General features: G+C 54.6%; 29 protein-coding genes. 8 read left to right on the forward strand and 21 right to left on the reverse strand.

The window, feature by feature from the left end; translation table 11 throughout:
* The first annotated feature begins 84 nt into the window (after nt 1-84).
* Together mdtJ and mdtI are read left to right on the forward strand one after the other, a co-directional pair.
* Entirely contained in the window at nt 85-447 is a 363-nt protein-coding gene (gene mdtJ / locus BFV65_RS09340; RefSeq protein WP_032624865.1) for a multidrug/spermidine efflux SMR transporter subunit MdtJ, read from the forward strand.
* Complete coding sequence (mdtI, locus tag BFV65_RS09345; protein WP_022647960.1) at nt 434-763, forward strand: multidrug/spermidine efflux SMR transporter subunit MdtI; 330 nt, start codon at nt 434-436, stop codon at nt 761-763. The genes mdtJ and mdtI overlap by 14 nt, the downstream gene beginning before the upstream one ends.
* Nucleotides 764-768: 5 nt before the next feature.
* Here the strand turns inward: mdtI and BFV65_RS09350 are convergent, their stop codons facing one another.
* From BFV65_RS09350 to BFV65_RS09365, 5 genes are all read right to left on the reverse strand, one after another.
* Nucleotides 769-1,590, reverse strand: a complete 822-nt coding sequence (locus BFV65_RS09350; RefSeq protein WP_058678026.1) for a trypsin-like serine peptidase — start codon at nt 1,588-1,590, stop codon at nt 769-771.
* A gap of 102 nt (nt 1,591-1,692) precedes the next feature.
* Nucleotides 1,693-1,776: a small membrane protein YdgU gene (gene ydgU / locus BFV65_RS23555; protein ID WP_057979992.1), complete on the reverse strand. Its 84-nt coding sequence runs from the start codon at nt 1,774-1,776 to the stop codon at nt 1,693-1,695.
* Between the two features lie 92 nt (nt 1,777-1,868).
* Complete coding sequence (asr, locus tag BFV65_RS09355; protein ID WP_022647962.1) at nt 1,869-2,174, reverse strand: acid resistance repetitive basic protein Asr; 306 nt, start codon at nt 2,172-2,174, stop codon at nt 1,869-1,871.
* A gap of 148 nt (nt 2,175-2,322) precedes the next feature.
* Nucleotides 2,323-3,807 carry a carboxypeptidase M32 gene (locus tag BFV65_RS09360; protein WP_058678027.1) on the reverse strand — a complete coding sequence of 495 codons (1,485 nt, stop codon included), beginning with the start codon at nt 3,805-3,807 and terminating at the stop codon, nt 2,323-2,325.
* A gap of 75 nt (nt 3,808-3,882) precedes the next feature.
* Nucleotides 3,883-5,136 (reverse strand): multidrug efflux MFS transporter YnfM/SxtP(Kp), encoded by a 1,254-nt coding sequence (locus BFV65_RS09365; protein ID WP_022647964.1) that lies wholly within the window; start codon nt 5,134-5,136, stop codon nt 3,883-3,885.
* 121 nt (nt 5,137-5,257) lie between these two features.
* Here BFV65_RS09365 and BFV65_RS09370 point away from each other — a divergent pair, with 121 nt between their 5' ends.
* From BFV65_RS09370 to bioD, 3 genes are all read left to right on the forward strand, one after another.
* Nucleotides 5,258-6,163, forward strand: a complete 906-nt coding sequence (locus BFV65_RS09370; protein ID WP_069596506.1) for a multidrug efflux transcriptional activator YnfL/SxtR(Kp) — start codon at nt 5,258-5,260, stop codon at nt 6,161-6,163.
* 121 nt (nt 6,164-6,284) lie between these two features.
* A complete protein-coding gene (gene mlc / locus BFV65_RS09375) occupies nt 6,285-7,505 on the forward strand; it encodes a sugar metabolism global transcriptional regulator Mlc (RefSeq protein WP_022647966.1) in 1,221 nt (406 codons plus the stop codon).
* A 131-nt stretch (nt 7,506-7,636) separates the two neighbouring features.
* Nucleotides 7,637-8,332 (forward strand): dethiobiotin synthase, encoded by a 696-nt coding sequence (gene bioD / locus BFV65_RS09380; RefSeq protein WP_015570628.1) that lies wholly within the window; start codon nt 7,637-7,639, stop codon nt 8,330-8,332.
* Here the strand turns inward: bioD and clcB are convergent.
* From clcB to BFV65_RS09415, 7 genes are all read right to left on the reverse strand, one after another.
* A complete protein-coding gene (clcB, locus tag BFV65_RS09385; protein WP_069596507.1) occupies nt 8,267-9,577 on the reverse strand; it encodes a voltage-gated ClC-type chloride channel ClcB in 1,311 nt (436 codons plus the stop codon). The two genes, bioD and clcB, sit on opposite strands and share 66 nt — an antisense overlap.
* A gap of 104 nt (nt 9,578-9,681) precedes the next feature.
* On the reverse strand, nt 9,682-10,830 hold the full coding sequence (osmV, locus tag BFV65_RS09390) for an osmoprotectant ABC transporter ATP-binding protein OsmV (RefSeq protein WP_022647969.1): 1,149 nt from the start codon (nt 10,828-10,830) through the stop codon (nt 9,682-9,684).
* The gene (gene osmW, locus BFV65_RS09395) at nt 10,830-11,477 is read right to left on the reverse strand and encodes an osmoprotectant ABC transporter permease OsmW (RefSeq protein WP_022647970.1); all 648 of its coding nucleotides are present in this window, start codon (nt 11,475-11,477) and stop codon (nt 10,830-10,832) included. Before osmW ends, osmV begins: the two co-directional genes overlap by 1 nt.
* Before the next feature lie 8 nt (nt 11,478-11,485).
* On the reverse strand, nt 11,486-12,385 hold the full coding sequence (osmX, locus tag BFV65_RS09400; protein WP_069596508.1) for an osmoprotectant ABC transporter substrate-binding protein OsmX: 900 nt from the start codon (nt 12,383-12,385) through the stop codon (nt 11,486-11,488).
* A gap of 18 nt (nt 12,386-12,403) precedes the next feature.
* Nucleotides 12,404-13,114 (reverse strand): osmoprotectant ABC transporter permease OsmY, encoded by a 711-nt coding sequence (gene osmY / locus BFV65_RS09405; RefSeq protein ID WP_022647971.1) that lies wholly within the window; start codon nt 13,112-13,114, stop codon nt 12,404-12,406.
* Between the two features lie 261 nt (nt 13,115-13,375).
* The gene (locus BFV65_RS09410; protein WP_045621656.1) at nt 13,376-14,119 is read right to left on the reverse strand and encodes a YoaK family protein; all 744 of its coding nucleotides are present in this window, start codon (nt 14,117-14,119) and stop codon (nt 13,376-13,378) included.
* Between the two features lie 299 nt (nt 14,120-14,418).
* Nucleotides 14,419-15,546: an alpha/beta hydrolase gene (locus tag BFV65_RS09415; protein ID WP_071892828.1), complete on the reverse strand. Its 1,128-nt coding sequence runs from the start codon at nt 15,544-15,546 to the stop codon at nt 14,419-14,421.
* Nucleotides 15,547-15,660: 114 nt separating this feature from the next.
* On the opposite strand from BFV65_RS09415, the gene BFV65_RS09420 reads away from it, so the two are divergent.
* Together BFV65_RS09420 and catA are read left to right on the forward strand one after the other, a co-directional pair.
* Complete coding sequence (locus tag BFV65_RS09420) at nt 15,661-16,545, forward strand: LysR family transcriptional regulator (protein ID WP_038417031.1); 885 nt, start codon at nt 15,661-15,663, stop codon at nt 16,543-16,545.
* Nucleotides 16,546-16,631: 86 nt separating this feature from the next.
* Nucleotides 16,632-17,291 carry a type A chloramphenicol O-acetyltransferase gene (catA, locus tag BFV65_RS09425; protein ID WP_023300000.1) on the forward strand — a complete coding sequence of 220 codons (660 nt, stop codon included), beginning with the start codon at nt 16,632-16,634 and terminating at the stop codon, nt 17,289-17,291.
* A gap of 56 nt (nt 17,292-17,347) precedes the next feature.
* On the opposite strand, the gene BFV65_RS09430 is transcribed toward catA, so the two are convergent.
* From BFV65_RS09430 to BFV65_RS09460, 7 genes are all read right to left on the reverse strand, one after another.
* Nucleotides 17,348-17,662: a YebG family protein gene (locus tag BFV65_RS09430; protein WP_058678032.1), complete on the reverse strand. Its 315-nt coding sequence runs from the start codon at nt 17,660-17,662 to the stop codon at nt 17,348-17,350.
* Between the two features lie 108 nt (nt 17,663-17,770).
* On the reverse strand, nt 17,771-18,385 hold the full coding sequence (gene dmsD / locus BFV65_RS09435) for a Tat proofreading chaperone DmsD (RefSeq protein WP_069596509.1): 615 nt from the start codon (nt 18,383-18,385) through the stop codon (nt 17,771-17,773).
* Between the two features lie 45 nt (nt 18,386-18,430).
* On the reverse strand, nt 18,431-19,285 hold the full coding sequence (locus BFV65_RS09440) for a dimethyl sulfoxide reductase anchor subunit family protein (protein WP_069596510.1): 855 nt from the start codon (nt 19,283-19,285) through the stop codon (nt 18,431-18,433).
* Between the two features lies 1 nt (nt 19,286).
* Complete coding sequence (locus BFV65_RS09445; RefSeq protein ID WP_022647979.1) at nt 19,287-19,904, reverse strand: DMSO/selenate family reductase complex B subunit; 618 nt, start codon at nt 19,902-19,904, stop codon at nt 19,287-19,289.
* A 10-nt stretch (nt 19,905-19,914) separates the two neighbouring features.
* Complete coding sequence (gene ynfE, locus BFV65_RS09450) at nt 19,915-22,353, reverse strand: selenate/tellurate reductase subunit YnfE (RefSeq protein ID WP_069596511.1); 2,439 nt, start codon at nt 22,351-22,353, stop codon at nt 19,915-19,917.
* Nucleotides 22,354-22,483: 130 nt separating this feature from the next.
* Nucleotides 22,484-22,789: a DUF1161 domain-containing protein gene (locus BFV65_RS09455; protein WP_003857424.1), complete on the reverse strand. Its 306-nt coding sequence runs from the start codon at nt 22,787-22,789 to the stop codon at nt 22,484-22,486.
* 117 nt (nt 22,790-22,906) lie between these two features.
* Nucleotides 22,907-23,710 carry a glycosyltransferase family 25 protein gene (locus BFV65_RS09460; protein WP_080340108.1) on the reverse strand — a complete coding sequence of 268 codons (804 nt, stop codon included), beginning with the start codon at nt 23,708-23,710 and terminating at the stop codon, nt 22,907-22,909.
* Nucleotides 23,711-23,798: 88 nt separating this feature from the next.
* Between BFV65_RS09460 and BFV65_RS09465 the strand changes: the two genes are divergently transcribed.
* The gene (locus tag BFV65_RS09465; RefSeq protein ID WP_069596512.1) at nt 23,799-24,509 is read left to right on the forward strand and encodes a YnfC family lipoprotein; all 711 of its coding nucleotides are present in this window, start codon (nt 23,799-23,801) and stop codon (nt 24,507-24,509) included.
* 17 nt (nt 24,510-24,526) lie between these two features.
* Here the strand turns inward: BFV65_RS09465 and speG are convergent, their stop codons facing one another.
* Together speG and BFV65_RS09475 are read right to left on the reverse strand one after the other, a co-directional pair.
* Nucleotides 24,527-25,087 (reverse strand): spermidine N1-acetyltransferase, encoded by a 561-nt coding sequence (gene speG, locus BFV65_RS09470; protein WP_023300006.1) that lies wholly within the window; start codon nt 25,085-25,087, stop codon nt 24,527-24,529.
* Nucleotides 25,087-25,425, reverse strand: coding sequence for a DUF1283 family protein (locus tag BFV65_RS09475; protein WP_023300007.1), 339 nt, complete (start codon nt 25,423-25,425; stop codon nt 25,087-25,089). Before BFV65_RS09475 ends, speG begins: the two co-directional genes overlap by 1 nt.
* Nucleotides 25,426-25,440 lie beyond the last annotated feature (15 nt).

Raw genomic sequence — 25,440 nt, forward strand, 5'->3', positions numbered from 1 at the left:
TAGCTAACTGATTTAATTCCCACTTTTTTGGTTTGCTGTTCGCAGCGAGCCTCGATGGATTATATTCTCAAGCAGGAGAAAAACATGTTTTACTGGATTTTATTAGCTCTGGCTATCGTTGCTGAAATTACTGGCACCTTGTCGATGAAATGGGCGAGCGTGAGTGACGGCAGCACCGGATTTATTTTGATGCTGGTCATGATTACGCTTTCCTATATATTCCTCTCTTTCGCGGTTAAAAAAATCGCGCTGGGCGTGGCATACGCTTTGTGGGAAGGTGTTGGTATTTTATTGATTACGCTGTTCAGCGTCATGATATTTGATGAAACCCTGACGACAATGAAAATTGCCGGGCTGACGACCCTGGTCGCAGGTATCGTGCTGATTAAATCGGGTACGCGCAAACCAGCCAAACAGCAGAAGGAGCAGACCCATGCAGCAGTTTGAATGGATCCACGCGGCCTGGCTGGCTTTCGCCATCGTTCTGGAAATTATTGCGAACGTCTTTCTGAAGTTCTCCGACGGTTTTCGTCGCAAAGCCTACGGCCTGTTATCGATTGCCGCGGTTCTGGGGGCGTTTAGCGCCCTGTCGCAGGCGGTGAAAGGCATCGATCTGTCCGTGGCCTACGCGCTGTGGGGCGGCTTCGGTATTGCCGCCACCTTGGCGGCAGGCTGGATTATGTTCGGGCAGCGTTTAAACCATAAAGGCTGGATAGGGCTGGTATTACTGCTCGCTGGCATGATCATGATTAAACTGGCCTGAGTGACCTACTGCTGCGCCAGGGCTTCCAGCCGGTCGCGAAAACCGGTCACCGCCAACGCTCGGTTATCGGCGCGCCAGCGGTCTTTCGCTGCCGGAGCAGAACTCTGAACGCCAATCAGTTGCCAGCCGTTAACGGTTTTTAACATCAGGGGCGATCCGCTATCACCCGGTAGCGTATCGCACTGATGCGAAAGCACGCTGTTTTGCGCCCAGCCCGTCACCACGCAGTCCGTATGGGTGTACAGCGAATCGAGGTGATCAACAGGGTAGCCTGACTGCGTCACTTTTCGATCGGCGGCTTTCAGGGCGGCGGTGAGCGCGTCTTTGTCACCATTAAAGAGCGGTAGCGGAGCGATCCCGGACGGCGGGTAACGTAAAACGATCAGACCGAAATCCCAGGAGGCCGCCCCGGGCGGCACAATCCAGCCATCGCCATCCGGTTTCAGGCGTTTCCCGAGCGACGGATCCACCCGCCCCTCAATACCGTGAATTTCGTAGCGCCAAATCCCTTTCTGCGAGACAAAGCGCAGGGCGATCGCTTTATCCGGTTTGCCTTCGGGCGGCATTAACAGGCAATGACCCGCCGTCAGCGCAAGGCGTGGCGTTATGAGAGTTGCGGTACATAGATTGCCGCTGGCGGTTTCCAGTTGCCCGATGGCATCCCAGGGCGCTTCGGTAGGATCGGTGACACGCGTACGATCGTCATGACCAAAAAACAGCGTCTTTACCTCTTTGGCGCTGATGGCGTCATCGTCGCCCTCATCCGCATGTGAAAAGCCTGCAAAAAGGCTAAACGTTCCCAGTAACAACACAACAGATTTACGCATATCACACTCTGGTGGGGGTAATTATGATTATTAAAAGTGAACCCTATGAAAATACTATAGACGCGACGGCGAGAAAGTGGGAGTAAAATCAGCGTGCTACATTCAGGAAAGATAAAAGTGGCTGGCGATGAGCGCGCATAAAATTAGCAGGATAAGAATGAACTCAAACCGATAGCGCCGCAGCATACGCCCTCCGGATAAAAAAACGGCGCTGACCGCAATCCCGTTCAGCGCCGGTTTACCAACGTGCCCCGAAGGGCACGGTTAAGCTTGTACTCTTACGCTGCTGGCTGTGCAGCAGGTTTAGCCGCTTCGTGTTTTGCCGCTTTTTTGTGATGCTTTTTAGCCGCCTGGGCTTTCTGCTCTACCGCAGGTTTTGCCGCTTTTTTGTGGTGCTTTTTCGCGGCCTGCGCTTTCTGTGCTGCCGCTGGTTTAGCCGCTTTGTGATGTTTTTTATGGTGAACCGTTTTGGCCGGAGCAGCGGTGGATGCAGCAGGCGCTGCGGTGGCGGTAGTTTCAGCCGCGAATGCAGCGGAAGAAAGACCCATAGCAGCGGCAACAACCAGAGCTAATACTTTTTTCATTTTCATACCCTCGAATTTGGTTTTTCATTTAACCCCACTGCGGGGCCGTTGAAATAACTATATCCCTGTAAATTCGGGGTTTCCGTGAGTGATTGGTATCGGCTTGTAACCATATGTACAACGCCGGGGTGGCCCCCGGCGCGTTCGTTTACAGGTAGCGGGACGTCAGGTGTTCGCGGAAGTAGCGGATATTCAGATCTTCACCTGTGGCCTGGGTGATGAGCTGCGACGTGCTGAAACGGCTGCCGTGCTGCCAGATATTCTGACGCAGCCAGTCAAACAGCGCCGAGAAATCGCCCCCGGCAATGGATGCCTGCAACCCGGGCAGCGCAGTTTTGGCGGCATGAAACAGCTGTGCCGCATACATTGCCCCCAGCGTGTAAGACGGGAAGTAGCCAAAACCGCCGTCGGTCCAGTGTATGTCCTGCATACAGCCGTTGCGGTAGTTATCTTTGGTGGATAATCCAAGCCAGGCCTGCATTTTCTCATCCCATAACGCGGGGATATCATCCACTTCGATTTCGCCATTGATCAGCGCGCGCTCAATCTCATAGCGCAATACCACATGCGCCGGATAGCTCACTTCATCTGCGTCAACGCGGATGTAGCCCGGTTTCACGCGCTGATTCCAGGCAATAAAATTCTCTTCACTGAATGCCGCCTGGCTGCCGAAACGGGCATGGACCGCCGGAAGCAAATGCTTCAGGAAAGCCTCACTGCGGCCCAGCTGCATTTCAAAGAACAGACTTTGGGATTCATGGATCGCCGTAGAGCGCGCCAGCGCAACGGGCTGGCCGTCCCACGCTCGCGGAAGGTTTTGCTCGTAGCGGGCATGTCCGGTTTCGTGGATCACGCCGAAAAGCGCGCTGAGCAACTCGTCTTCATCGTAACGCGTGGTGATACGCACATCTTCCGGAACGCCGCCGCAGAACGGGTGGGCGCTAACGTCCAGACGACCGCCGTTAAAATCGAAGCCAAGCATTTTCATCGCTTCCAGGCCCAGCTCGCGCTGCGTGGCGGTCGGGAAGGGACCCTGTGGCGGAACGAACGATCGTTGAGCCTGTTTTTCCACAACCTTTGCCAGCAGCTCCGGCAGCCAGGACTTCAGATCGCCGAACAGCACGTCCAGGCGAGCGCTGGTCATGTCGGGTTCAAAGATATCCAGCAGCGCGTCGTAAGGCGTGCAGCCTTTAGCCTCGGCGCGCAGGCGGGCCTCTTCACGACTGAGCTTCACCACCTCTTTCAGGTTGGCTGAAAAGCCCTGCCAGTCGTTGGCCGGACGCTGAGTACGCCAGGCGTGTTCACACCTGCTGCCCGCCAGCGATTTGGCCTCTACCAGCGATTCCGGCAGTAAAGTGGCCTGCTGGTAGTGGCGCGTCATTTCACGCAGGTTGGCCTGCTCAACGTCGTTCAGATCTTCTTCTGCCGCCGCCGCCAGCCATTCACCCACTTTTTTATCGGTCAGGATCTGATGTTGCAGGACGCTCATCTCCGCCAGCGCTTCACCGCGCGCGGCGCTGCCGCCGGGCGGCATCATGGTAAACATGTCCCAGCTGGCGATGGAGGAGAGGTGAGAGAAGCGGGAGAGACGCTGGAAGGTGCGGGTGAGTTGTTGATAGTTATTGTTTTTCATGAAGTCCTCGTGTCTGAATCAGCCGATGACAAAAAATTAGCATCGGCTCGATTTAAACACGAAGAGGGCTGAATGTTAATGCAGTCGTTTATGCAGGCTCGCGCCCACCAGCAGTGCCGCACACAACATCAGCGCGATAAATCCGCCCACGCCGTTCCAGCCGTAGTTATGCCAGAACACCCCGCCGAGAGTCCCGGCAATGCTGGAACCGAGATAGTAACTGAACAGATACAGAGACGAAGCCTGACCTTTAGCGCGGCGCGCGCGTGGGCCAATCCAGCTGCTAGCAACAGAATGCGCGGCAAAGAATCCCGCAGAGAAGAGCAGCATTCCGGCAAAAATCAGCCACAGGGAAGAGACAAGCGTCATCAGCAGCCCGAACAGCATCACGGCTGTGGACACCAGCATCACCGGACCACGGCCGAAGCGCGCGGTCATGGCGCCCGCTTTTGGCGAACTCCACGTCCCGGTGAGATACGCCACAGAGAGCAAACCCACCAATGCCTGGCTAAGATGCCACGGTGAAAGCATCAGCCGGTAGCCAATATAGTTAAACAGCGTGACAAATGACCCCATCAGCAGGAATCCCATCAGAAATAGTCGCGGCAAACCTTTGTCGCGCCAGTGCAGACGGAAGTTGATAAACAGTGTTTTCGGACGCAGAGAAGTCGGGCGGAAATGGCGCGATTCCGGCAGGATTTTCCAGAACATCAGCGCCGAAGCGAGGGCGAAGCAGCCGATTACGGCCAGCGCAATGCGCCAGTTAAAGAAATCGGTAAACACACCGCTGAGCAGGCGTCCGCTCATCCCGCCGATAGAGTTCCCGCTAATGTACAGCCCCATGGAGAAGGCCACGAAGCTTGGGTGGATCTCCTCGCTGAGATAGGTCATCCCGACCGCCGCCACGCCGCTGAGGGATAACCCAATCAGCGCGCGCATGACCAGAATGCCGTGCCAGCTGGTCATCATGGTGGACAGCAAGGTACACACGGAGGCCAGCATTAACGCCGTTACCATGACCTGCTTACGCCCGATGGCATCTGAAAGTGGCCCGGTGAACAGCAGACCGATCGCCAGCATCCCGGTTGAAATGGAGAGCGAAATACTGCTGCTGGCTGGCGACACGCCAAATTCATGCGACAGGACCGGCAGGATCGGCTGAACGCAGTAGAGCAGGGCGAAAGTGGCGAGACCCGCTGAAAAGAGCGCCAGCGTGACGCGCATAAACTGGGGGGTACCACGTTTTATAAACTGAACCGGCTGCGGTACTGCGGGTAAATCATCAATGTCGCTGGCCGGCGCGATATCAACGGTCGTTGTACGGCTCACACATAATCCTTGCTTAATCTTCCCCGTGGTTTCTGGTGACGGGTATGACCACAAGATTAGGGTAGGAAAATGTAAATATTCTGTCTAATATATTAATAATCTCAAATGATACTTTAAAAATATGAATATCGAGCTGCGCCATCTGCGCTATTTTGTCGCCGTCGCTGAAGAGCTCCATTTTGGTCGTGCTGCGGCAAGGCTGAATATCTCCCAGCCACCGCTGAGCCAACAGATCCAGATCCTTGAGCAGCAGGTTGGGGCGCGTTTGCTGGCGCGAACCAACCGCAGCGTGAGCCTGACGGCGGCGGGAAAACAGTTTCTCGCCGATAGCCGACAGATCCTGAGTATGGTGGTGGACGCCGCCGCCAGAGCTGAACGGCTTCATCTCGGGGAGACGGGAGAGCTGCGCATCGGGTTTACCTCGTCGGCCCCATTCATCAGCGCTGTTTCACAAACGCTATCCTCGTTTCGCAGTAACTTTCCGGATGTGCATATTCAGACGCGCGAAATAAATACCCGGGAGCAAATATCGCCGCTTAATGAAGGATCGCTCGACCTGGGGCTAATGCGTAACACGCAGTTGCCTGATACCCTGGCGTGGCAGGTGATCCTCCGCGAACCGCTGATGGCGATGATCCCCCGGGATCACCCGCTCGCCGCGCAGCATAGCGTCACGCTGGCTGAACTAGCGAAAGAACCCTTTGTCTTTTTTGACCCACAGGTGGGTACCGGATTGTATGACGATATTCTTGGTCTGATGCGGCGATATGGCCTTGTCCCGACTATCGCGCAGGAAGTGGGGGAAGCCATGACGATCATTGGTCTCGTTGCCGCAGGACTTGGCGTGTCGATTCTTCCGGCCTCGTTTAAACGGGTACAACTGCCGGAAATGCGCTGGGTGAATATTGCCGAGCAGGATTCGGTCTCGGAGATGTGGCTGGTGTGGTCTAAACATCATGAACAGAGCCATGCGGCACAGCGTTTCAAAGAACAATTAATTACCGCTTCTCACGGGCGTTATTTATAGGGAAAAGCGGGCTAAAATGTGCAGTAAATCACATGGCTAAGTAAAAATTTGACGTCAGCCATTGAAGTGCTTCACCATAGCCCTCAGTTTATTTCGAAGCTCGAAAATAAGGGAGTACGAGGTGGTTGCTGATAGTCAGCCAGGGCATATCGATCAGATCAAGCAGACCAACGCGGGCGCCGTTTATCGCCTGATTGATCAGCTGGGTCCGGTTTCGCGTATCGATCTTTCGCGCCTGGCACAACTGGCACCCGCCAGTATTACCAAGATTGTCCGCGAAATGCTGGAAGCCCATCTGGTTCAGGAGACAGAAATTCAGGAGCCGGGCAGCCGTGGCCGTCCGGCGGTAGGGCTGGTGGTGGAAACGGAAGCCTGGCACTACCTGTCGCTGCGAATTAGCCGCGGGGAAATCTTCCTCGCGCTGCGCGACCTCAGCAGCAAGCTGGTGGTGGAAGACCGGCTGGAACTCCCGCTTGATGCAGAGCAACCACTCCTCGATGCCATTCTGACCCACATCGACCAGTTCTTTATTCGTCACCAGCAGCGCCTTGAACGTTTAACGGCGATTGCGATCACCCTGCCGGGAATTATTGATACCGAAAATGGCATTGTGCACCGCATGCCGTTTTATGAAAACGTCAAAGAGATGCCGCTGGGCGACGTGCTGGAAAACCACACCGGTGTGCCGGTCTACATTCAGCATGATATCAGCGCCTGGACGATGGCGGAGGCGTTATTTGGCGCTTCCCGGGGCGCGCGCGACGTGATTCAGGTGGTGATTGATCACAACGTTGGCGCAGGTGTGATCACCGACGGGCGTCTGTTGCATGCTGGCAGCAGTAGCCTGGTGGAGATTGGCCATACGCAGGTCGATCCGTACGGAAAACGCTGCTACTGCGGTAATCATGGTTGTCTGGAGACGATTGCCAGCGTCGAAAGCGTGCTGGAGCTGGCGCAGGTGCGGCTCAGCCAGTCAATGAGCTCCACGCTGCACGGTCAACCGTTGAGCGTCGAGGCATTGTGCACTGCGGCAAGGCAGGGCGATCTGCTGGCGAAGGACATCATTACCGGCGTGGGCAATAATGTCGGACGCATTCTGGCCATTATGGTGAACCTGTTTAACCCGCAAAAAATACTGATCGGCTCCCCGCTCAGCCAGGCGGCGGATATCCTCTTCCCGGCGATTTCCGCCTGCATCAACCAGCAGGCGCTTCCCGCGTACAGTAAAAACATCGTGGTGGAAAGTACGCAATTTTCCAACCAGGGTACGATGGCTGGCGCCGCGCTGGTAAAAGATGCGATGTACAACGGCTCGTTACTGATTCGTTTGCTTCAGGGCTAACTCTTTTCCATAGATGTACGAAAAATTGCGCTATCTCAAGCCGGGTAGCGCACGCTTCCCGTAGACTTTCCCCACTGAATTATTTACCTGGTTTATATTTTTTGAAGCATACCCAAGAGGTGGAATGAGTCATGCTTAAGCGTTTCTTTATTACTGGTACGGATACGTCTGTCGGGAAGACCGTCGTATCCCGCGCGTTACTTCAGGCCCTGGCGGCAAGCGGTAAACGCGTTGCAGGATACAAGCCGGTAGCAAAAGGCAGTAAAGAGACGCCAGAAGGGCTGCGCAATAAGGACGCCCTGGTTCTGCAAAGCGTCTCGTCTCTGGAACTGCCTTATGATGCCGTCAATCCTATCGCGTTAAGCGAAGAGGAAAGCAGCGTCGCTCACAGTGGGCTTATCAACTACAGTCTGCTCTCTGATGGCCTGGCAAATCTGAGTGAAAAGGTTGATCACGTTGTCGTTGAAGGGACCGGTGGCTGGCGCAGCCTGATGAACGATTTACGTCCCCTTTCCGAGTGGGTGGTGCAGGAGCAGCTGCCGGTGATTATGGTCGTGGGCATTCAGGAAGGGTGCATCAACCATGCCTTGCTGACGGCGCAGGCTATCGCTAATGACGGCCTGCCACTGATTGGTTGGGTGGCGAACCGTATTAACCCGGGCCTTGCGCACTACGCAGAAATCATCGACGTGCTGAGCAAAAAGCTGCCTGGCCCGTTGGTAGGCGAACTGCCTTATCTGCCCCGCGCCGAGCAGCGCGAATTAGCGCACTATATCGATCTCTCGGCTTTCGGCGGTATGCTGGCCGTAGATCGAGTCGTGGCGTAGCGTTCTCGACAATACCGACGCCACAACACAGGCAACCAGCAAACCGGGAAGTAAAAAATACTGCCCGGTCATCTCACATACCATCAAGGCCGACATGATTGGCGCATGCGTTGTGGCGGCGAGCAGCGTCGCCATACCCGCCAGCCCAAGCAGGATCGCCGTCTCAGAGCCAGGAAACCACAGCGCAAAGATCTGCGCAAACAGCATTCCCGTTGCCATACCAACGAACAAGGTTGGCGTAAACACGCCTCCCGGTGCGCCGGACCCGCTGCTTGCCAGCACCGCCAGGAGCTTGCAGATAAAGACGCCGGCAATTACCGACAGCAGCGGCGGCGACTGCAAAAACGCCTGAACCACGCTGTAGCCATTCCCCCATACCTTCGGCGTCAGCAGCGACAGCAGCCCGACGATCAGACCCCCCAGCGCCAGCTGCCACGATGGTGAGAGTTTGAGACGCAGAAAAAGAGAATGGCTGAAAGCCATTAGCCACATCAAAAGCGGGCCGCACAGCCCAGCCAGCAGACCCACGCCAACGATCAGGAAATAATCCACCGCCGTAAGCATCTCGCTGAGATGGACATCATAAAGCGTATTCGCGCCGGGACTTAACAGGCGCGTGGTCAGCAGGGCCACCACAGCGGCAATCACCACCGGGCCGAGGGAGGCCAGCATAAGTGTGCCAAACAGGATCTCTGCGATAAACAGGCTGCCCGCCAGCGGCGCATGATAGGCGCTGGCCATCCCGGCGGCGGCACCGCAGGCGATCCACAGTTTCCATTCGGATTTCGGCGTACAACGTTGTGCAAAAAAGGAGGCAGCGAGGGCGGCAAGCAGGATCATGGCGCCTTCCCGGCCGATGGCGCTGCCGCTGGCGACCACCAGCAACGAGGCGAGGGATTTCACCAGGCTGGCGCCGTAATCAAACTGGCCATCACCCGTCTCCAGCGCCTCCATATAATCGGTCGGGGCGTGGGGACGTTGTGCCGTCATGCGCTGCCATCCCCACAGTAGCACTCCCGCGGCCAGACCACCCAGCGCAGGCGTGAGCGCCCGCCGCCAGGGCGATAACGCGGCAGCGGCGTTCACCAGGCTTCCGCTTTCGTTGCTGAGAAACAACCACTCCAGCAGATACATGCTGTGGCGGAACACCGCAACGGCCAGCGCTGCCAGCACGCCGGTGACGGTAGCAATCAGGAGACGGCGAAACATCGCGCGGATGTCGGGGTATGCGTGAAGACGTTGCATGAAGTCGTGATTAACGGGGACGATACGATATTGTGGCGGGAAAACGTGAGGTTAGCAAAAGGTATGCGTGCGGAAAAAGGCCGGGCAGTACCCGGCCTGAATGCTTAACTCTCGCTATGAATATTCAATGCCCGGCGCGTACGCCCGGAACTCAAATACTCCGCAATATAATCCTGGGATATCTCGCCGTTATAGCGTCCGTCCTCGTCCACAATCGGCATCCAGCTGGTGTTGCTCTCATACAGGCGAGAAAGCACCACGCGCAGGTTATCCTCGGCCTTACCTGTCATGCGGAACGGATGCAGAATATCACCGCAGCTGCCGCTGGCATTACGCGCTTCGCGGCGCTTCACAAAGCCCAGCGGTTTGCCGAGATCATCAACCACGGTAATGGCGCGAATATCGTTGTCATCCATGGTGGCGAAGGCCTCTGGCAGCGGCGTCGATTCGCGTACCGTAATCGTCGGCTGCTGGTCGGTGACGTCGCCCGCGGATACCAGCAGCAGGCGTTTTAACGTCCGGTCCTGACCAACAAACGAGCCGACAAATTCATTGGCGGGTTTCGCCAGCAGCTCGTCCGGGCTGGCGCACTGAACAATACGCCCCTGACGGAAGACGGCAATACGGTCGCCCAGCTTCAGCGCTTCGTCAATATCGTGGCTCACCAGCATCACGGTCTTTTTCAGCTTGCGCTGCATCTCCAGGAACTGGTTCTGGATCACCTCACGGTTAATCGGGTCAACCGCGCCGAATGGTTCATCCATCAGCAGGACCGGAGGATCCGCTGCCAGCGCGCGGATGACGCCGATACGCTGCTGCTGACCGCCGGACATTTCGCGCGGATAGCGGTGAAGGAATTTATGTGGATCCATTGCCACCATATCCATCAGCTCCTCGGCACGGGATTTACAGCGCGCTTTGTCCCAGCCCAGCATGCGCGGCACGACGGTAATGTTCTCTTCGATAGTCATGTTCGGGAACAGGCCAATCTGCTGGATCACGTAGCCAATGTTGCGGCGCAGGGTCACGGTGTCCATCCCGCTGGTGTCTTCGCCGTTAATCAGGATCGTCCCGCTGCTTGGCGTAATGAGACGGTTAATCATCTTCAGGGTAGTGGTTTTCCCGCAGCCGGACGGGCCGAGCAGCACGCACATTTCCCCTTCAGGCACGTTCAGGTTGACGTTGTCGACGGCCTTAAACGTCTGGCCGTGCTTCTGTGAAAATTGTTTGGTGAGGTTTTCCAGTTTTATCATTATCGAATCCCCTTCGGAGTCAGTACCACCTGCAAACGGTGCAGCAACCAGTCGAGCACAATCGCTAAAAGACAAATCATCAGCGCGCCCGCAATTAACATACGAATATCACTCCCGCCAATACCGTTAAGCAGCAGCAGGCCCAGACCGCCCGCGCCAATCACGGCAGCAATCGCCATGACGCCGATGTTCATCACCACGGCGGTGCGGATGCCGCCAAAAATCACCGGCAGCGCCATTGGGATTTCCACCCAGCGCAGACGCTGCCAGAAGGTCATGCCGATGCCGCGTCCCGCTTCGCGCAGGCCGGGTGGCAGGCTGTCGAGCGCCGTGTGGGTGTTGCGCACAATCGGCAGCAGTGAATAGAGGAACACCGCCGTAATCGCGGGCAGGGCGCCAATGCCCTGACCGATCAGCGAAAAGAGCGGGATCATCAGGCCGAAAAGCGCAATTGACGGGATGGTGAGCACAATGGTGGCAATCCCCAGCACCGGCGTTGCCAGCCATTTATGGCGGACAATTAAAATGCCCAGCGGCACGCCAATAACAATCGCCAGGCCCACGGCGAGTGCCACCAGCCAGAGGTGTTGCAGCGTCAGGGTTAAGAGATAGTCCCAGTTGTCGAGAATATAGTGAATCGTCTCCATAGCGCCTCCTACAGCAACTGTTTGCTACGCAGGAAATCACGGGCGACCTGCTGCGGTGACTGATGGTCGATATCAACCTTCTTATTCAGTTCGGTGATAACGTCGTTGTTGAGCTGGGCTGAGAGGGTGTTCAGCGCCTCCTCCAGCCCCGGGTTAGCCTCCAGCGTGTCTTTTCGAACAACTGGCGTCACGGCGTAACTCGGGAAGAAGCCTTTATCGTCTTCCAGCACTTTAAGATCGAAGCCCTTCACGCGCCCGTCGGTGGTGTAGATCAGCCCGGCATCGACAAACCCGTCGCGCACCGCGTTATAGACCAGCCCCGGATCCATCTGGCGGATCTGCGGGCGGTCCAGCTCCATGTTGTAGGCCGCCTGCAACGGTTTCATCCCGTCGCTACGCCCGGCAAATTCCAGGTCAAGGCCCAGCAGCCAGTTGTTATCTGGATCGGTTTTACGGATCTGCTCAATCTTTGCCACCATCTCAGACATGGTATTGATATGTTCAGCCTCGGCGCGCTTGCGCTGCATGGCAAAGGCATAGGTATTGTTCATATCGGCAGGTTTAAGCCACACCAGACCGTGCTTTGCGTCGAGGCGTTTCACCGTCTCGTATGACTCCTGCGGCGACATGCGTTTGTTGATATGGTTGAAGATGATCAGCGACGTGCCGGTGTACTCCCAGGTCATATCAATCTGCTTGTTAATCATCGAGTTACGGGAAATCACCGTCGCAATATTAGTCTGCGGCTGCACCTGAAATCCTTTCTTTTGCAGATACTGTACGGTCATGGCCGAGAGAATGTGCTGCTCGGTAAAGCTCTTTGTTGCCAGGATCAGCGGCGCGGCGAGCGCCTGGCTGGTGAAGAGCGCGGCGGCGCACAGCGCCGTCAGGCCGGAAAACAGTCTCATAGAAGCTCCTTGTTATAATTATCGCGCGAGATGCGGGCTCAGTAGTCGACCCAGTGCCGCCAGCAGCGTATCCAGAATCAGGGCGAACAGGGCGGTGGCCGCCGCGCCCAGGATCAGCGTCGGGAAGTCATTCAGATAGATCCCCGGGAAAATCAGCTCGCCGTAGCTGCTGGCGCCAATCAGGAATGCCAGCGGTGCGGTACCGACGTTAATCGCAGTGGCAATGCGAATACCGGAAAGCATCACCGGCCAGGCGTTAGGAATTTCGACCTGATGCAGGCGCTGCCATTTGGTCATGCCGATGCCGTTTGCCGCTTCCAGCAACGACGCGGGAACAGAGCACAGCCCGGCATAGGTGTTACGCACAATTGGCAGCAAAGAAGCGAGAAAGAGGGCGATAATGGCCGGTTTATCACCGATGCCAATCACCACCATCGCCAGCGCCAGAACGGCCAGCGGCGGCAGGGTGTTGCCCACGTTAAAGATTTGCATCACGTATTCGGCGATACCCCGTGCCGCCGGACGGCTCAGCAGAATACCGCTTGGAATGCCCACCAGCAGGGCAAAGAACATTGATGAAAAGACCAGAATCAGGTGCTGTTGACCGAGGTAGAGCAGGTCAACCTGGCGCGCCTTAATCGTCTCCAGTCCAATTCCCCAGGTGAGGAGAGCGAGGACCACGATAATCGCGCCGACAAAAAGCAGCGAACGTTTAAGTAATGGGTGCATTGCGGTGTGTCTCCCTGTGCGCATGCGTTATAGCAACCACCTGTTGCGGTTGCCTGTTGTTATGCCATGTTTCGGCAGGGGTACTTCACCTATAGCAAGCGAAACGGAAGGGTTCCAGCAAAGGGGGTAAAACAGTAACCCTATGAAATTAGTGACAACCTGAGTTAAGCCTTATGGCGTAAGGGCTGTCAGTGGGAAGGCAGAATAGTCTTAAAGAAGCACGCCTCAAGTGACAACGTCACTTGAGGCGTGCTGATCACCCTATCGACTAAGCGCGGCGCGTACCTTTCGAACGCGCCACGAGATACGAACGATTGAAAAGGCGGCGATAAACACCAGCATCAGGCCCAGTGCCAGCATCGCGTGGAATCCAAACTCTCTGAAGAGGATCAGCCCCGCAATCCCGCCGGTAATAAACGAGAAAAGGGTGGTTAAATGGGTTTTGAGCTGGCTCTTTTGCGCGGCCGTGTCTTTGGAATAATCCCGGCGCAGCATGGCGACCATAACGGAGGCCAGCGAAATGCCGGCATCGGTCAGCGTGCCGGTAATGTGCGTGGATCTCACCCGACCGCCGGAAAGCTGAGTTGAGGTGGAGTTATGAATTCCCATCAAACCGCACAGGAAAAGAATAATCTCCTGATTCGTGGCGAAGGAGTGAAAATACATTTCATAAAGGGATACCCCGGCAAGTAATAGCCCTTCAACAAATAAAACCTGGCTGAATATCAGCCTGACGTTATGGATAATTCCCCAGATAACAATAATCCGCGCAACAATGGCGCCAGTGACAAACGACAGAATAATGGCGCCAAAAAAAAGAATATCACTGAGATCGGTGGAGGAAACTTCGCTGGATAACTGCGATGTATTACCCGTCATATGAGAGGGGAAAAAGCCGAACGCGCCCAGCGCAATGGCATTCAGCAGTCCCGCGGAGGTCGCCAGCCAGAGTGCAAGACGACGATCCTCCTGATGCGTTCGTTCTTTCTTTAATTTAATCAGCAAAGAATACCTCCAGTTTGAGCTTTGCCTGACTTCTCAAGCTAACAAAGCGATGTCGCCGACTGACCAGGATATTGCTTAATTATTATTTCAACGGGAGGTATTCGAGGTTTTGTAATTAAATAAAATAACCCTGTTAATATAATGCCTTATTGCAGATGCCACGAGCAGACTTACGGGCAAAAATACTGTCCCAGTGTGCATGCTCGCTGTAGCGGGATGGGATTTGATTCAGTGTAGACATAGGTGTCATTCACGACGATGAGAAGAGATGCCCCCGTGATTTCCGGGGGCTTAGAGTGTTATTTCAGACTGGTTTTGAAGAACTGCTCAAACTGCGCGAACGGGATTTTTCCTGCGACGTTATCGTAGAGATCAACATGGTTTGCACCGGGAACAATCACCAGCTCTTTCTCTTTGCTGCCGACGGCCTTGAACGCATCCTCCGCAAAATAACGAGAGTGTGCGTTTTCACCGGTCACAATCAGCGTTGGGATAGTGATCTCCCCGGCATAGCTCAGCAGCGGCATATTCATAAAGGATAACGGCATGGTCGCAGTCCACGCGCCGGTGGAGTTTACGGAACGGGCATGGAAACCGCGCGGCATACGGTAGTAATCATAGAACTCTTTCAGTACCGGATGCGGATCGGTGGGCAGTGCTTCCGGCAGAATGCGCTCGGCCGCCGTCACCTTGCCATTCTCATCGACATTAATATCGTGGCCGCCATGGGCGAAAGTGCCGCTTTCAGCATCTTTCCAGCGCTGCGCGTTCAGATACTGCAACACGGCCCGACGATCGGCCGCTGAATAGCGATCTTTCCCGTTGCCCACGCCGTGACCCATCGCGCGGCTCATATCGTACATTACGCTGGTGGCGACCGCCTTCACGCGGGTATCCATGGATGCCGCGTTCAGCGCCATACCGCCCCAGCCGCAGATACCAAGAATGCCGATACGGTTACGGTCGACTTCTTTCTGTAACCCCAGGAAATCCACAGCGGCGCTAAAGTCTTCGGTGTTGATGTCAGGGGAGGCAACGTTACGCGGCTGGCCGCCACTTTCCCCCGTGTAGGATGGGTCGAAGGCCAGGGCCACGAACCCCTGCTCAGCCAGAGTCTGGGCGTACAGACCGCTGGATTGTTCTTTAACCGCGCCGAACGGCCCACTGACAGCTATCGCCGCCAGTTTATGGTCGCCGTTGTTCCTGGGAATGTACAGATCGCCTACCAGAGTGATCCCGTACCGGTTCTGGAACGTCACTTTGCGGTGGTTGACTTTATTGCTCTCGGCGAAGGTTTTATCCCAGGTTGTCACCATCGAAACGGGGGCGTTAGGATTTAGCGTTTCTGCATAACTCATTGTTGTCACTCCACTTAATGATGCGCATAACAGCAGCGCAACGGACAGTTTTTGGGTGAATGTTTTCATAAGAGGTACCGTGTGTTGTTGTAATGAGGCCATTATAGTTAGCAGAAATAATGCTGATTAGAGGCCGAAAGCTGCTAGGATTAATATCATTTTGTTATGAATTGACGAAGCATGATGGCGAAGCGGGAAAACTATAATGAGCTGTATCTCTTTATCCAGGTGGTGCGGGAGGGAAGCTTCACGGCAGCCGCACAGCGGCTCGGGCTGGCGCAATCCGGCATCAGCCGATCGGTTCGCGAGCTGGAAGAGCGGCTGGGCGTGCAGCTTCTGGTGCGTACTACGCGCAAGCTGTCGCTGACACACGCCGGGGAACAGCTTTACCAGACCGCCGGCTCCGCCTTTGATGCGCTTGATACCGGGTTGACCAGACTGGCGCATTACCGCCAGACGCCGTCCGGCACGGTGCGCATTAATGCCAGCCAGCACGCCATCGAGAAATGTCTGCTGCCAAAGCTCGCTATCTTCAAACAGCGTTACCCGGATATCCGTCTGGAATTGATGAATGAGAGCCGGTTCGTGGATATCATTGCCGAGCGATTCGACGCGGGCGTCCGGCTGGGGCCGGAGGTGGGACAAGGAATGATTGCGGTGCGCATCACGCCCGATATGGAGATGGCTGTGGTTGCCGCACCGGCGCATTTTCGGCGCTATGGTTTCCCGCAGACGCCCGCCGATCTGGATGCTCATCCCTGCATTGCCTACCAGTTTGCAGACGGTAACCACTATCAATGGGAGCTTGTTCAGGACGGGAAACGAGTTACGCACCGGCCTGAGGGGCAATGGGCCTTTTCCGACAGCTACATGGAGGCCGAAGCGGCCCGGCTGGAACTCGGGCTGGCCTATGTCCCGGTTGAGCTGGTGTCTGACGATCTGGAGCGTGGCACGCTTATACGCGTCTTACAGCGCTACAGCCTGCGGATGGAAGGGCTTTACCTCTATTATCCGCACCGCAACGTGTCCCCGGCGCTGAGAGCGGTTATTGATACGTTGAAAATTTAAGGCAGCCTCTGCTCGACGGTCTATACAGCTCCTGGGTTTGTGGTACGCTACTATTTTATATAGCGCTGCTTAATTAAGGCAAAGAAATGACAAAAATAACGCCAGAATATACGGCTGTAGACTTATCGAGTTGGGCAAGGAAAGAACATTTTGAAGTCTTTCAGAGCTTTGCTCAATGCACGATTAACCAAACGGTTCAGCTGGATATCACTGCGCTGCTGAAACATATCAAACAGGTTGGCTGGAAATTTTATCCTTCGATTATTTCCCTTATTTCGACAGTCGTTAACCGCCATTCTGAGTTCCGTATGGCTATGAAGGATAATGAGCTTGTAATATGGAATGAGGTGCATCCCAGCTATACCCTTTTCCATAAAGAGACGGAGACGTTTTCATCATTATGGAGTCACTTCGACGGGAATATTCATCACTTTCAGAACGTTTATGCAGAAGACGTTTCTCGCTATGGTGATAATCTTGCCTACTGGCCTAAAGAAGAGTATCGGGAAAATATATTCTTCATATCGGATATTCCGTGGGTCAGTTTTACCAGTTTTAATATCAACGTGGCTAACATGCAGAACTTTTTTGCGCCCATGTTCACGTTTGGAAAATACTTTAACCAGGATGGAAAAGTCTTGTTGCCTTTCGCCGTTCAGGTTCATCATTCTGTCTGTGATGGTTTCCATGTGGCCAGACTAATCAACGAGTTGCAAGAGTTGTGTGATAATTTACCGCACTATTAAGCCGCGAGCCGTTTCCGGCCCGCGGCAGCAGGACAGGTGATGAGTCGTTCTGACGATCAGGCGGCTTTGACGGCCCGGATTTTTTTGCTGCTATCCGCCTCCTCTGGCGCTGTTTTATCCGTTGCAGCATTGAGCTCGGGAAGCTTGCTGGTACGCAGGATATGCTGCACGGACTCTTTCTGCTCGGCAAGATACAGACCAAGGTTTTCCGCCTGCGTTTCATCCATCTGCATTCCGCTTTGCAGCAGCCAGTCGGTGAACGCTTCTGCCATGTCGAGCAGTTTGTCGTGAGCGTCAGCCTCTTTCTTACTGGCAAAAGTCATTTTCTCTTCACCTTTTCTTACGACCACGAATTTTGTTTCAACAGCCATTTTGCACCTCCAGTACTGTAATTATATACAGTATAGCAGTTCCGGATCTGCGTTGCAGCAAAAATGTCCGAACCTGGCTTACACAACGGATGTACAAGCCAGGAGCTGTTATCGGTACAGCGTTTTTTCTGCAATCGGGATCAGCAAAGTGGACTGCCATTCTGCCAGCGTCAGCTGGGCAAGTTTACCCAGCGCCGTATAGAACGGATGGGCCGCGTTTTCAACGAATACGCTAAGGAAACGCGTGCTCCACGGCAGCAGATGCCAGGCCATAAGCTGGTCGCGTTCTGTGTCGCGACCGTTCTCGGCAAGCCATGCCGCCAGCATCAGCAACGTTCCGAAGTGATCTTCCGGCTCATTCTGCTGCATCTCAAAGGCGATATGGTTTTCACACATCCACTGGCGCAATGCAAGGGTCGAATCGCCAAACAGCACGGACTCGCGATCGAGCCAGACGGAGCCCCACGGGGGGGCGGGCAGAGCATACGGGCCAATAAACAGACGCTGCCAGGCGTCTTTCAACGCTTCGTCCGACGGGTTCTTAAACATACTGGCCACGGGCTGCAGGCTTTCCTGCGCCAGCGGCCAGTCCTGCACCCAGTCACCTGCGGTCAGGGCACTCACCAGCGGTGCGGTCTGCTCGCTGTCCGGGGCAAAATAAAACAGCGCGCCCAGTACCCGGGCGCTGAACGCGAACGATTCGCGGTGTGAGACGTCATTCATTACAACTTTCCTTACTTGTGCGCGGGGGCAGCCCGCGCACCTGTGTTAACCTGCAATTGCTAACCCTGCGGTCATATGCAAACCATAAAATAGCCCACGGCCAATCATTTCACCCACCGCCACCAGCACGAAACCTGCAAACAGGCCGAGCGTTTTCGGTTCCTGACGACGAATAAGTGGACAGATCCAGCAGCCTAAACCCGCCGCCAGCAGCGCGATGCGCCATACCTGAAGCGAACCATAATCCGGCAGCAGGGCGTTAGCCTGCTGGATAGAACTCTGGATCGTCCCCAGCGTATTGCTTTGCAACACGACGACCGCCACGCAGGCGATGAGTGCCAGTACGCTGACAGACGCGGCAAGGGTACTTTTGTATGTCACGTTTGCGACCCGCAGAAGCAGCGCGGCCAGCATCGGGCCAGTAAGAGCCATCGTCAGGAAGAAGGCCAACGTGGTGTAGCCCGTATACCAGGTCGGAACGGTATCGATCTGATAGACCCGGGTCATAGCCCAGACAAAAACGACACCCAGGAGCTGGCTGACAACCATCCAGATTTTGCCTAAAGCTGGGGGCATTTTACCGATAACCGACACCAGCCACCAGAAACCGCCCACGGCAAAGAAGATCGAACCCGCCGCGATCTCATTACTCAGCGCTGACGCTCCCACGCGGTTAAGCGAGTTGAAGGCGCGCAGCGGGGAGCCAAGATGCAGTACCGAGGCCATAAACCCAATACCCATTACCAGCCAGAGAAAAAACAGGCTGCGCACGATGCGTATTCTGGCCTTGTCATCACGTTCATTCAGCCAGGCGAAGCCCATCACGATTAATGCGCCAGCCACGCACTGCCCGAAAACGGTGAAGATCACCAGCGGCCATTCATGCCATCCACTTCCCATCTCACACCTCCTTCGGGTTTGCCAGGTAGCCGGTGGTATCACCCGTCGGACGGCTGTTGGCGTTAGGTTTAATCACAATACTCGGCTTCGTGAAGTGCGCAGACGGCAGCGGCGCGACCGCAGCAAGCTGGCCGTGTTTTTTGCGCAGCTCTTCAATCGGGCCAAAGTCCAGCGCGCGCAGCGGGCAGGACTCGACGCAGATGGGCTTTTTTCCGTCCGCCACGCGGCTGTGGCAGCCGTCGCACTTGGTCATGTGGCCTTTAGCCGCGTTATACTGCGGCGCACCGTACGGGCAGGCCATGTGGCAGTAGCGACAGCCGATGCAGACATCCTCGTTCACCACCACAAAACCGTCGTCTCGCTTGTGCATTGCCCCGCTCGGGCAGACCTTAGTGCAGGCCGGATCTTCGCAGTGGTTGCAGGCAATCGACAGGTAATAGGCGAAGACGTTCTGATGCCAGACGCCGTTATCCTCCTGCCAGTCGCCGCCCGCGTATTCATAAATACGACGGAAGCTGACGTCCGGGGTCAGATCTTTGTAATCCTTGCAGGCCAGCTCGCAGGTTTTACACCCGGTGCAGCGGCTGGAATCAATAAAAAATCCATACTGGGTTGTCATCGGTTAATCCTTATGCCTTCTCGATCTGCACCAGGTTCGTGTGCTGCGGATTGCCTTTCGCCAGCGGTGACGGGCGGTGTGTGGTCAGGGTATTGATGCAGGAGCCGTGATCGACACGATCGCCGTTCATGTTGGCGTCATGCCAGGCGCCCTGGCCCATCGCGCTCACACCAGGCATAATGCGCGGGGTGACTTTGGCGGCAATGCGCACTTCGCCGCGATCGTTAAACACGCGCACCGTGTCACCGTTTTTAATGCCGCGCTTCTCGGCGTCTACAGGGTTAAGCCACACCTCCTGGCGACAGGCGGCCTGGAGCACATCCACGTTGCCGTAGCTGGAGTGGGTACGGGCTTTAAAGTGGAAACCGAACAGTTGCAGCGGGAATTTGCTGCGCTCGGGCGCGTCCCAGCCTTCAAAGGTTGAGGTATAGACCGGTAGCGGGGTGATGGTTTCGTCTTTTTGCAGTTCCCAGGTTGCCGCAATATCCGCCAGCTTGCTGGAGTAGATCTCGATTTTCCCCGACGGGGTTTTCAGCGGATTGGCATCCGGATCGTCACGGAATTTTTTATAGGCCACAAAATGTCCATTTGGATCTTTGCGCTTATAAATACCCATTTTTTTCAGCGCGTCGTAGGACGGCAGCAGCGGATCTTTGGCAACCATTTTGGCGTAAAGGTAGCGCAGCCACTGCTCCTGCGTACGGCCTTCGGTGAATTTCTGATAGACATCCGGTCCGAGACGTTTCGCTACTTCGCTCATGATCCAGTAGATGGGTTTGCGCTCGAACTTCGGGGCGGTAACCGGCTGGAGGAAAATCAGGTATCCCATGTTGCCGGCGTAATCGTTGGGGATGATATCTTCCTGCTCAACGGTCATCAGGTCCGGCAGGACAATATCGGCATACTTCGCGGACGAGGTCATGAAGTTGTCGATAACGACGATCGTTTCGCACTTACTCTCATCCTGCAAAATGTCGTGAGTTTTGTTGATATCAGAGTGCTGGTTGATGATGGTATTACCCGCATAGTTCCAGATGAACTTGATCGGCACATCCAGCTTATCCTTACCGCGTACGCCGTCGCGCAGGGCGGTCATCTCCGGTCCACGCACGATGGCATCCGTCCAGCTGAAGCAGGAGATTTGCGTTTTCACAGGATTTTCCGGCAGCGGCATACGTTCGATGGTGATGGTGTAGGTCGATTCGCGCGCGCCGCTGTTGCCGCCGTTAATGCCGACGTTGCCGGTCAGGATCGGCAGCATGGCGATGGCGCGGGATGTCTGCTCGCCGTTGGCCTGACGCTGCGGGCCCCAGCCCTGGCAAATGTAGGCCGGTTTTGCCGAACCGATTTCACGGGCCAGCTTAATGATGCGATCGGCAGGAATGCCTGTAATGCGCGACGCCCATTCCGGGGTTTTCGCGGTTCTGTCATCACCCTGGCCGAGAATATAGGCTTTGTAATGACCGTTAACAGGTGCGCCTTCCGGCAGGGTTTTTTCGTCATAACCTACGCAGTATTTATCGAGGAAGGGCTGATCGACGAGGTTTTCATTAATCAGCACCCACGCAATACCTGCCACCAGTGCGGCATCGGTGCCCGGACGAATCGGGATCCACTCGTCTTCGCGGCCTGCGGCGGTGTCGGTGTAGCGCGGATCGATAACGATCATTCGTGCGTTAGACCGTTCACGTGCCTGTTCAAGGTAGTAAGTGATCCCGCCGCCGCTCATGCGCGTTTCTGCCGGATTATTGCCGAACATCACCACCAGTTTGGTGTTTTCGATATCCGATGTACTGTTGCCGTCGTTGCTGCCGTAGGTGTAGGGCATTGCGCAGGCGATCTGCGCGGTGCTGTAGGTGCCGTAGTGGCTGAGGAAGCCGCCGTAGCAGTTCATCAGGCGTGCCACCAGCGAGGCGTAAGGGGAGGAGCGGGTGATATTGCCGCCGACAATTCCGGAGGAGTAGTTAATGTAGACCGCTTCGTTGCCGTATTTTTCGACCACGCTTTTCAGGCTCGCGGCGATGGTGTCCAGCGCTTCTTCCCAGGTGATACGTTCAAACTTGCCTTCTCCGCGTTTGCCCACGCGTTTCATCGGATAGTTCAGACGGTCTGGATGATTAATGCGACGGCGAATTGAACGGCCTCGCAGGCAGGCGCGAACCTGATGGTTGCCGTAAACATCCTCGCCGGTATTATCCGTTTCAACCCAATAGACTTCGTCATCGCGAACGTGCAGACGTAGCGCGCAGCGGCTACCGCAGTTTACCGAGCAGGCGCCCCAGACGACTTTATCTTCCGCTGGCTGAATAGCGGTCTGCACTGCGGCGGCGGCGCTTTTCAGACCAAAAGGCAATGCGATCCCACCGGCGGCAAGCGCCAGAGATCCTATGGCAGTAGATTTAACCAGAGTTCGACGGCTTATCCCGTCGTGATGTTCAACTTCGGACATAACTCACCCCATCATTGTTAATAATTATTTTCACCCGTGACTACAACCGGGCTAATGATGGGGGGAGTGTTACTTATTTAGAGGTATTAAATATTAATCCTCGTCAACTCAGGGGAATTGAGTGGGAAAATCATTGCGGCTCAGCGGGTGCATTCTCTTGCGTACCTGCGCCGCTCACCGGGTAGTTGCCGCTACTGGTGCGGGTGTACAAAATTTTGAAAGTATCGTTGGCACAATGCCCAACGACCTGCGCATCCGGCTGATCGGCCTGATCGTTCGGGACGATGTTCAGGGTAAAGCCAGACTCCGGTACGCCGTTGTTGATAATCTTCTGCTGAATGTCGCTTTTCACGCGCTCGCAGGAGTCCGGGGCCGCAAGAAGAGCGGGTGAAGCACTCATTAACAGCAGGGCGGTAATCCAGGGTAACCGTTTCATCTGTAGCTCCTTTTCACTGTGTAGACTGTAAGCATAGCAGGGTTAGGGTAAGCTTTTGTTTTTGTGTCTCTCTTTCTGAATTGTCCTGGAGCCGTAATCATGTTGAAGAATGTTAGATTATCCTTTGCCCTGATCGATTATTTGATTCAATAAAGGAGTTATGGCTCTTCGATAACGGTGGCGAAGCTTTGCAGCTAACGGCCTTTCCCGCATAAGTAAATTCCAAATTTTTTTCTTTTTGGCATCCAGCATGGCATCACCTTTTGATTCATTAATTGTTGAAACATTGGCTTCTTCGGAAAGGCGTACTGGATAAGGTACTATAGAGTGAATTTTAGCCAGTGATAGGTCTTCGAATAAACTCCATTTATCGGCAACCATCCATACAGGATAAAGGTTATCCAGAAGGCTTCTAGCAGCTTTTTGATTGATAATGTATGCATGAGTAGTCGTGGCATGCTGAGTCTTATGTATATTATATGAGCCGAAAATGTGTTTGAACGGTTTTTTGTAATATTTATTGACCCGACTCAGAAGAAGAATCTCAGGTTTTGTTTTGCTGAGCGTAACGCTATTAAGTATCTCACGCAGATCGCTGTTTAGTACAACATCATCCTCAAGGATAAGAGCGGCGTCGATATTTTCATCTATTATTCTTTTGTATATTTTTTGATGGCTTAATGCACAACCCACTTCTCCCGGGAGAAAAGCATAATTTGTCTCCCGTGTGACATTTCTTAGTTCAGTTTCAGTCATTTTTCGACCATCTACTGCTTCAATAAACTCGTATGCAATGTTCAATTCGGACAATTGACATTCCATTTTCGCACGACGTTCGAGCGAGTGTTTGAGATTGACTATAAAAGTTCTCATCCTTTTAGCGTTCCTTAAAGACTTAATAGCTGGGCCAAATTCATACATTTTACCAGTATTCGAACCAATTCAACATCGCTACCATACTATTTGCTACTATGAGTGCCACAATCCTTTCATTCTTTTGGTAAATGACGTGAATAAATACGCAGCGATAACGCTACTGGCAACGGTACTGGTGGGATGTGACAACAACACCGCGCCGCTGTCATTTACGCCGGAGATGGCGAGCTTTTCGAACGAGTTTGACTTTGACCCTCTGCGCGGGCCGGTGAAAGATTTTACCCAGACGCTGTTGAACGATAAGGGTGAAGTCTCTAAACGCGTGACCGGAACGATGTCGTCGGAGGGGTGTTTCGATACCCTTGAACTGCACGATCTGGAGGCTAACACGGGCGTTGCGCTGGTGCTGGATGCTAACTACTACGTCGATGCGGAAACCCAGCAGCAGAAGGTGAAGTTGCAGGGAAAATGTCAGCTGGCGGAACTGCCGTCTGCCGGCCTGACGTGGGACACCGACGATAACGGGTTTGTGGTTGCCGCGCACAGCAAAGAGATGGAAGTGAAGTACCAGTATGATACCGACGGCTACCCGCTCGGTAAAACCACGGTCTCCGGCGACCAGCGTTTATCGGTCAAATCGATGCCGTCGAAAGATCTGCGTAAGCGCATGGATTATACGGCGGTAAGCCTGTTGAACGATAAACCGATGGGCAATGTAAAGCAGAGTTGCGATTACGATCGCCACAACAACCCGGTGAGCTGCGAGCTGGTTATCGTCGATGACAGCGTTAGACCTGCCATTGAGCGCAACTACACCATCAAAAACAGCATTGAATATTATTAAGAATAATACCGCGCAGGTTACTGCGCGGTGGGTTTAAGCAGGTTGGCGGAGGAGGATTTATGCCCGGCCAGATGCTGATGCTGGAAAATGCACATGCGGATGGTGTTACGGTATTCGCCATTAATAAAGAACTCATGGATCAGTTCACCTTCCACCATAAAGCCGAGCTTACGGTAGATATGAATCGCTTTTTCGTTCTCTTTATCGACGATGAGGTAAAGCTTGTAGAGATTCAGGACGTTAAACCCATAATCCATCGCCAGCTTTGCCGCCCGCGACGCAAGACCTTTCCCCTGGTGCTCCGGTGAAATAATGATCTGAAATTCCGCCCGACGGTGAACATGGTTGATCTCAACCAGTTCAACCAGCCCGGCTTTCTCACCTTCGCACTCCACCACAAACCGGCGTTCACTCTGATCGTGGATATGCTTATCGTAGAGATCGGACAGCTCGACGAAGGCCTCGTAAGGCTCTTCAAACCAGTAGCGCATTACGCTGGCATTGTTGTCGAGCTGGTGGACAAAGCGTAAATCTTCGCGCTCCAGCGGACGGAGCTTTACGTCACACGGCATCGACATTACGGTGCTACCGTGCGGCCAGTGCGACGATCCAGACAGCGCAGGGTGTTAGGCTCCCAGTAAGCGTTGACGTTGGCACTTTGCTGGCATTTGTCGCGGGCATCAAACGCGACGTCTTCTTTATCCCACTCTTTTTCCACGCGCTTATTCACTTTCTGACGCAGGCTGCGGGTGTCATTCCATTGTTCTTTGTCCATGGCAGCATTCTGGCGGCTTTGCGCGCTGTCACCAGACTCAATGATGAGTTTGCTGGTTTCGGCTGATGCCGTTGCGGCAAAGGCGAACGAGGACAGCGCCAGTGCGGCTGTCAGACAAAGGCGTTTGCTTAATGTAGTCATAGCGTTTCCTTTAAA

The sequence above is a fragment of the Enterobacter hormaechei subsp. hoffmannii genome (assembly GCF_001729745.1).
In the GTDB taxonomy this organism is placed as follows: Bacteria; Pseudomonadota; Gammaproteobacteria; order Enterobacterales; family Enterobacteriaceae; genus Enterobacter; species Enterobacter intestinihominis.

What these genes read in the sequence shown, in the direction of transcription:
- BFV65_RS09430 (WP_058678032.1), bottom strand. Translation starts at nt 17,662, where the DNA reads ATGGCTGTTGAAACAAAATTCGTGGTCGTAAGAAAAGGTGAAGAGAAA.
- BFV65_RS09420 (WP_038417031.1), top strand. Translation starts at nt 15,661, where the DNA reads ATGGCGAAGCGGGAAAACTATAATGAGCTGTATCTCTTTATCCAGGTG.
- BFV65_RS09445 (WP_022647979.1), bottom strand. Translation starts at nt 19,904, where the DNA reads ATGACAACCCAGTATGGATTTTTTATTGATTCCAGCCGCTGCACCGGG.
- BFV65_RS09440 (WP_069596510.1), bottom strand. Translation starts at nt 19,285, where the DNA reads ATGGGAAGTGGATGGCATGAATGGCCGCTGGTGATCTTCACCGTTTTC.
- BFV65_RS09455 (WP_003857424.1), bottom strand. Translation starts at nt 22,789, where the DNA reads ATGAAACGGTTACCCTGGATTACCGCCCTGCTGTTAATGAGTGCTTCA.
- BFV65_RS09415 (WP_071892828.1), bottom strand. Translation starts at nt 15,546, where the DNA reads ATGAAAACATTCACCCAAAAACTGTCCGTTGCGCTGCTGTTATGCGCA.
- ynfE (WP_069596511.1), bottom strand. Translation starts at nt 22,353, where the DNA reads ATGTCCGAAGTTGAACATCACGACGGGATAAGCCGTCGAACTCTGGTT.
- osmW (WP_022647970.1), bottom strand. Translation starts at nt 11,477, where the DNA reads ATGGAGACGATTCACTATATTCTCGACAACTGGGACTATCTCTTAACC.
- osmV (WP_022647969.1), bottom strand. Translation starts at nt 10,830, where the DNA reads ATGATAAAACTGGAAAACCTCACCAAACAATTTTCACAGAAGCACGGC.
- clcB (WP_069596507.1), bottom strand. Translation starts at nt 9,577, where the DNA reads ATGCAACGTCTTCACGCATACCCCGACATCCGCGCGATGTTTCGCCGT.
- speG (WP_023300006.1), bottom strand. Translation starts at nt 25,087, where the DNA reads ATGTCGATGCCGTGTGACGTAAAGCTCCGTCCGCTGGAGCGCGAAGAT.
- ydgU (WP_057979992.1), bottom strand. Translation starts at nt 1,776, where the DNA reads ATGCTGCGGCGCTATCGGTTTGAGTTCATTCTTATCCTGCTAATTTTA.
- bioD (WP_015570628.1), top strand. Translation starts at nt 7,637, where the DNA reads ATGCTTAAGCGTTTCTTTATTACTGGTACGGATACGTCTGTCGGGAAG.
- osmY (WP_022647971.1), bottom strand. Translation starts at nt 13,114, where the DNA reads ATGCACCCATTACTTAAACGTTCGCTGCTTTTTGTCGGCGCGATTATC.
- BFV65_RS09475 (WP_023300007.1), bottom strand. Translation starts at nt 25,425, where the DNA reads ATGACTACATTAAGCAAACGCCTTTGTCTGACAGCCGCACTGGCGCTG.
- osmX (WP_069596508.1), bottom strand. Translation starts at nt 12,385, where the DNA reads ATGAGACTGTTTTCCGGCCTGACGGCGCTGTGCGCCGCCGCGCTCTTC.
- catA (WP_023300000.1), top strand. Translation starts at nt 16,632, where the DNA reads ATGACAAAAATAACGCCAGAATATACGGCTGTAGACTTATCGAGTTGG.
- BFV65_RS09350 (WP_058678026.1), bottom strand. Translation starts at nt 1,590, where the DNA reads ATGCGTAAATCTGTTGTGTTGTTACTGGGAACGTTTAGCCTTTTTGCA.
- dmsD (WP_069596509.1), bottom strand. Translation starts at nt 18,385, where the DNA reads ATGAATGACGTCTCACACCGCGAATCGTTCGCGTTCAGCGCCCGGGTA.
- asr (WP_022647962.1), bottom strand. Translation starts at nt 2,174, where the DNA reads ATGAAAAAAGTATTAGCTCTGGTTGTTGCCGCTGCTATGGGTCTTTCT.
- mdtJ (WP_032624865.1), top strand. Translation starts at nt 85, where the DNA reads ATGTTTTACTGGATTTTATTAGCTCTGGCTATCGTTGCTGAAATTACT.
- BFV65_RS09370 (WP_069596506.1), top strand. Translation starts at nt 5,258, where the DNA reads ATGAATATCGAGCTGCGCCATCTGCGCTATTTTGTCGCCGTCGCTGAA.
- BFV65_RS09360 (WP_058678027.1), bottom strand. Translation starts at nt 3,807, where the DNA reads ATGAAAAACAATAACTATCAACAACTCACCCGCACCTTCCAGCGTCTC.
- mdtI (WP_022647960.1), top strand. Translation starts at nt 434, where the DNA reads ATGCAGCAGTTTGAATGGATCCACGCGGCCTGGCTGGCTTTCGCCATC.
- BFV65_RS09460 (WP_080340108.1), bottom strand. Translation starts at nt 23,710, where the DNA reads ATGTATGAATTTGGCCCAGCTATTAAGTCTTTAAGGAACGCTAAAAGG.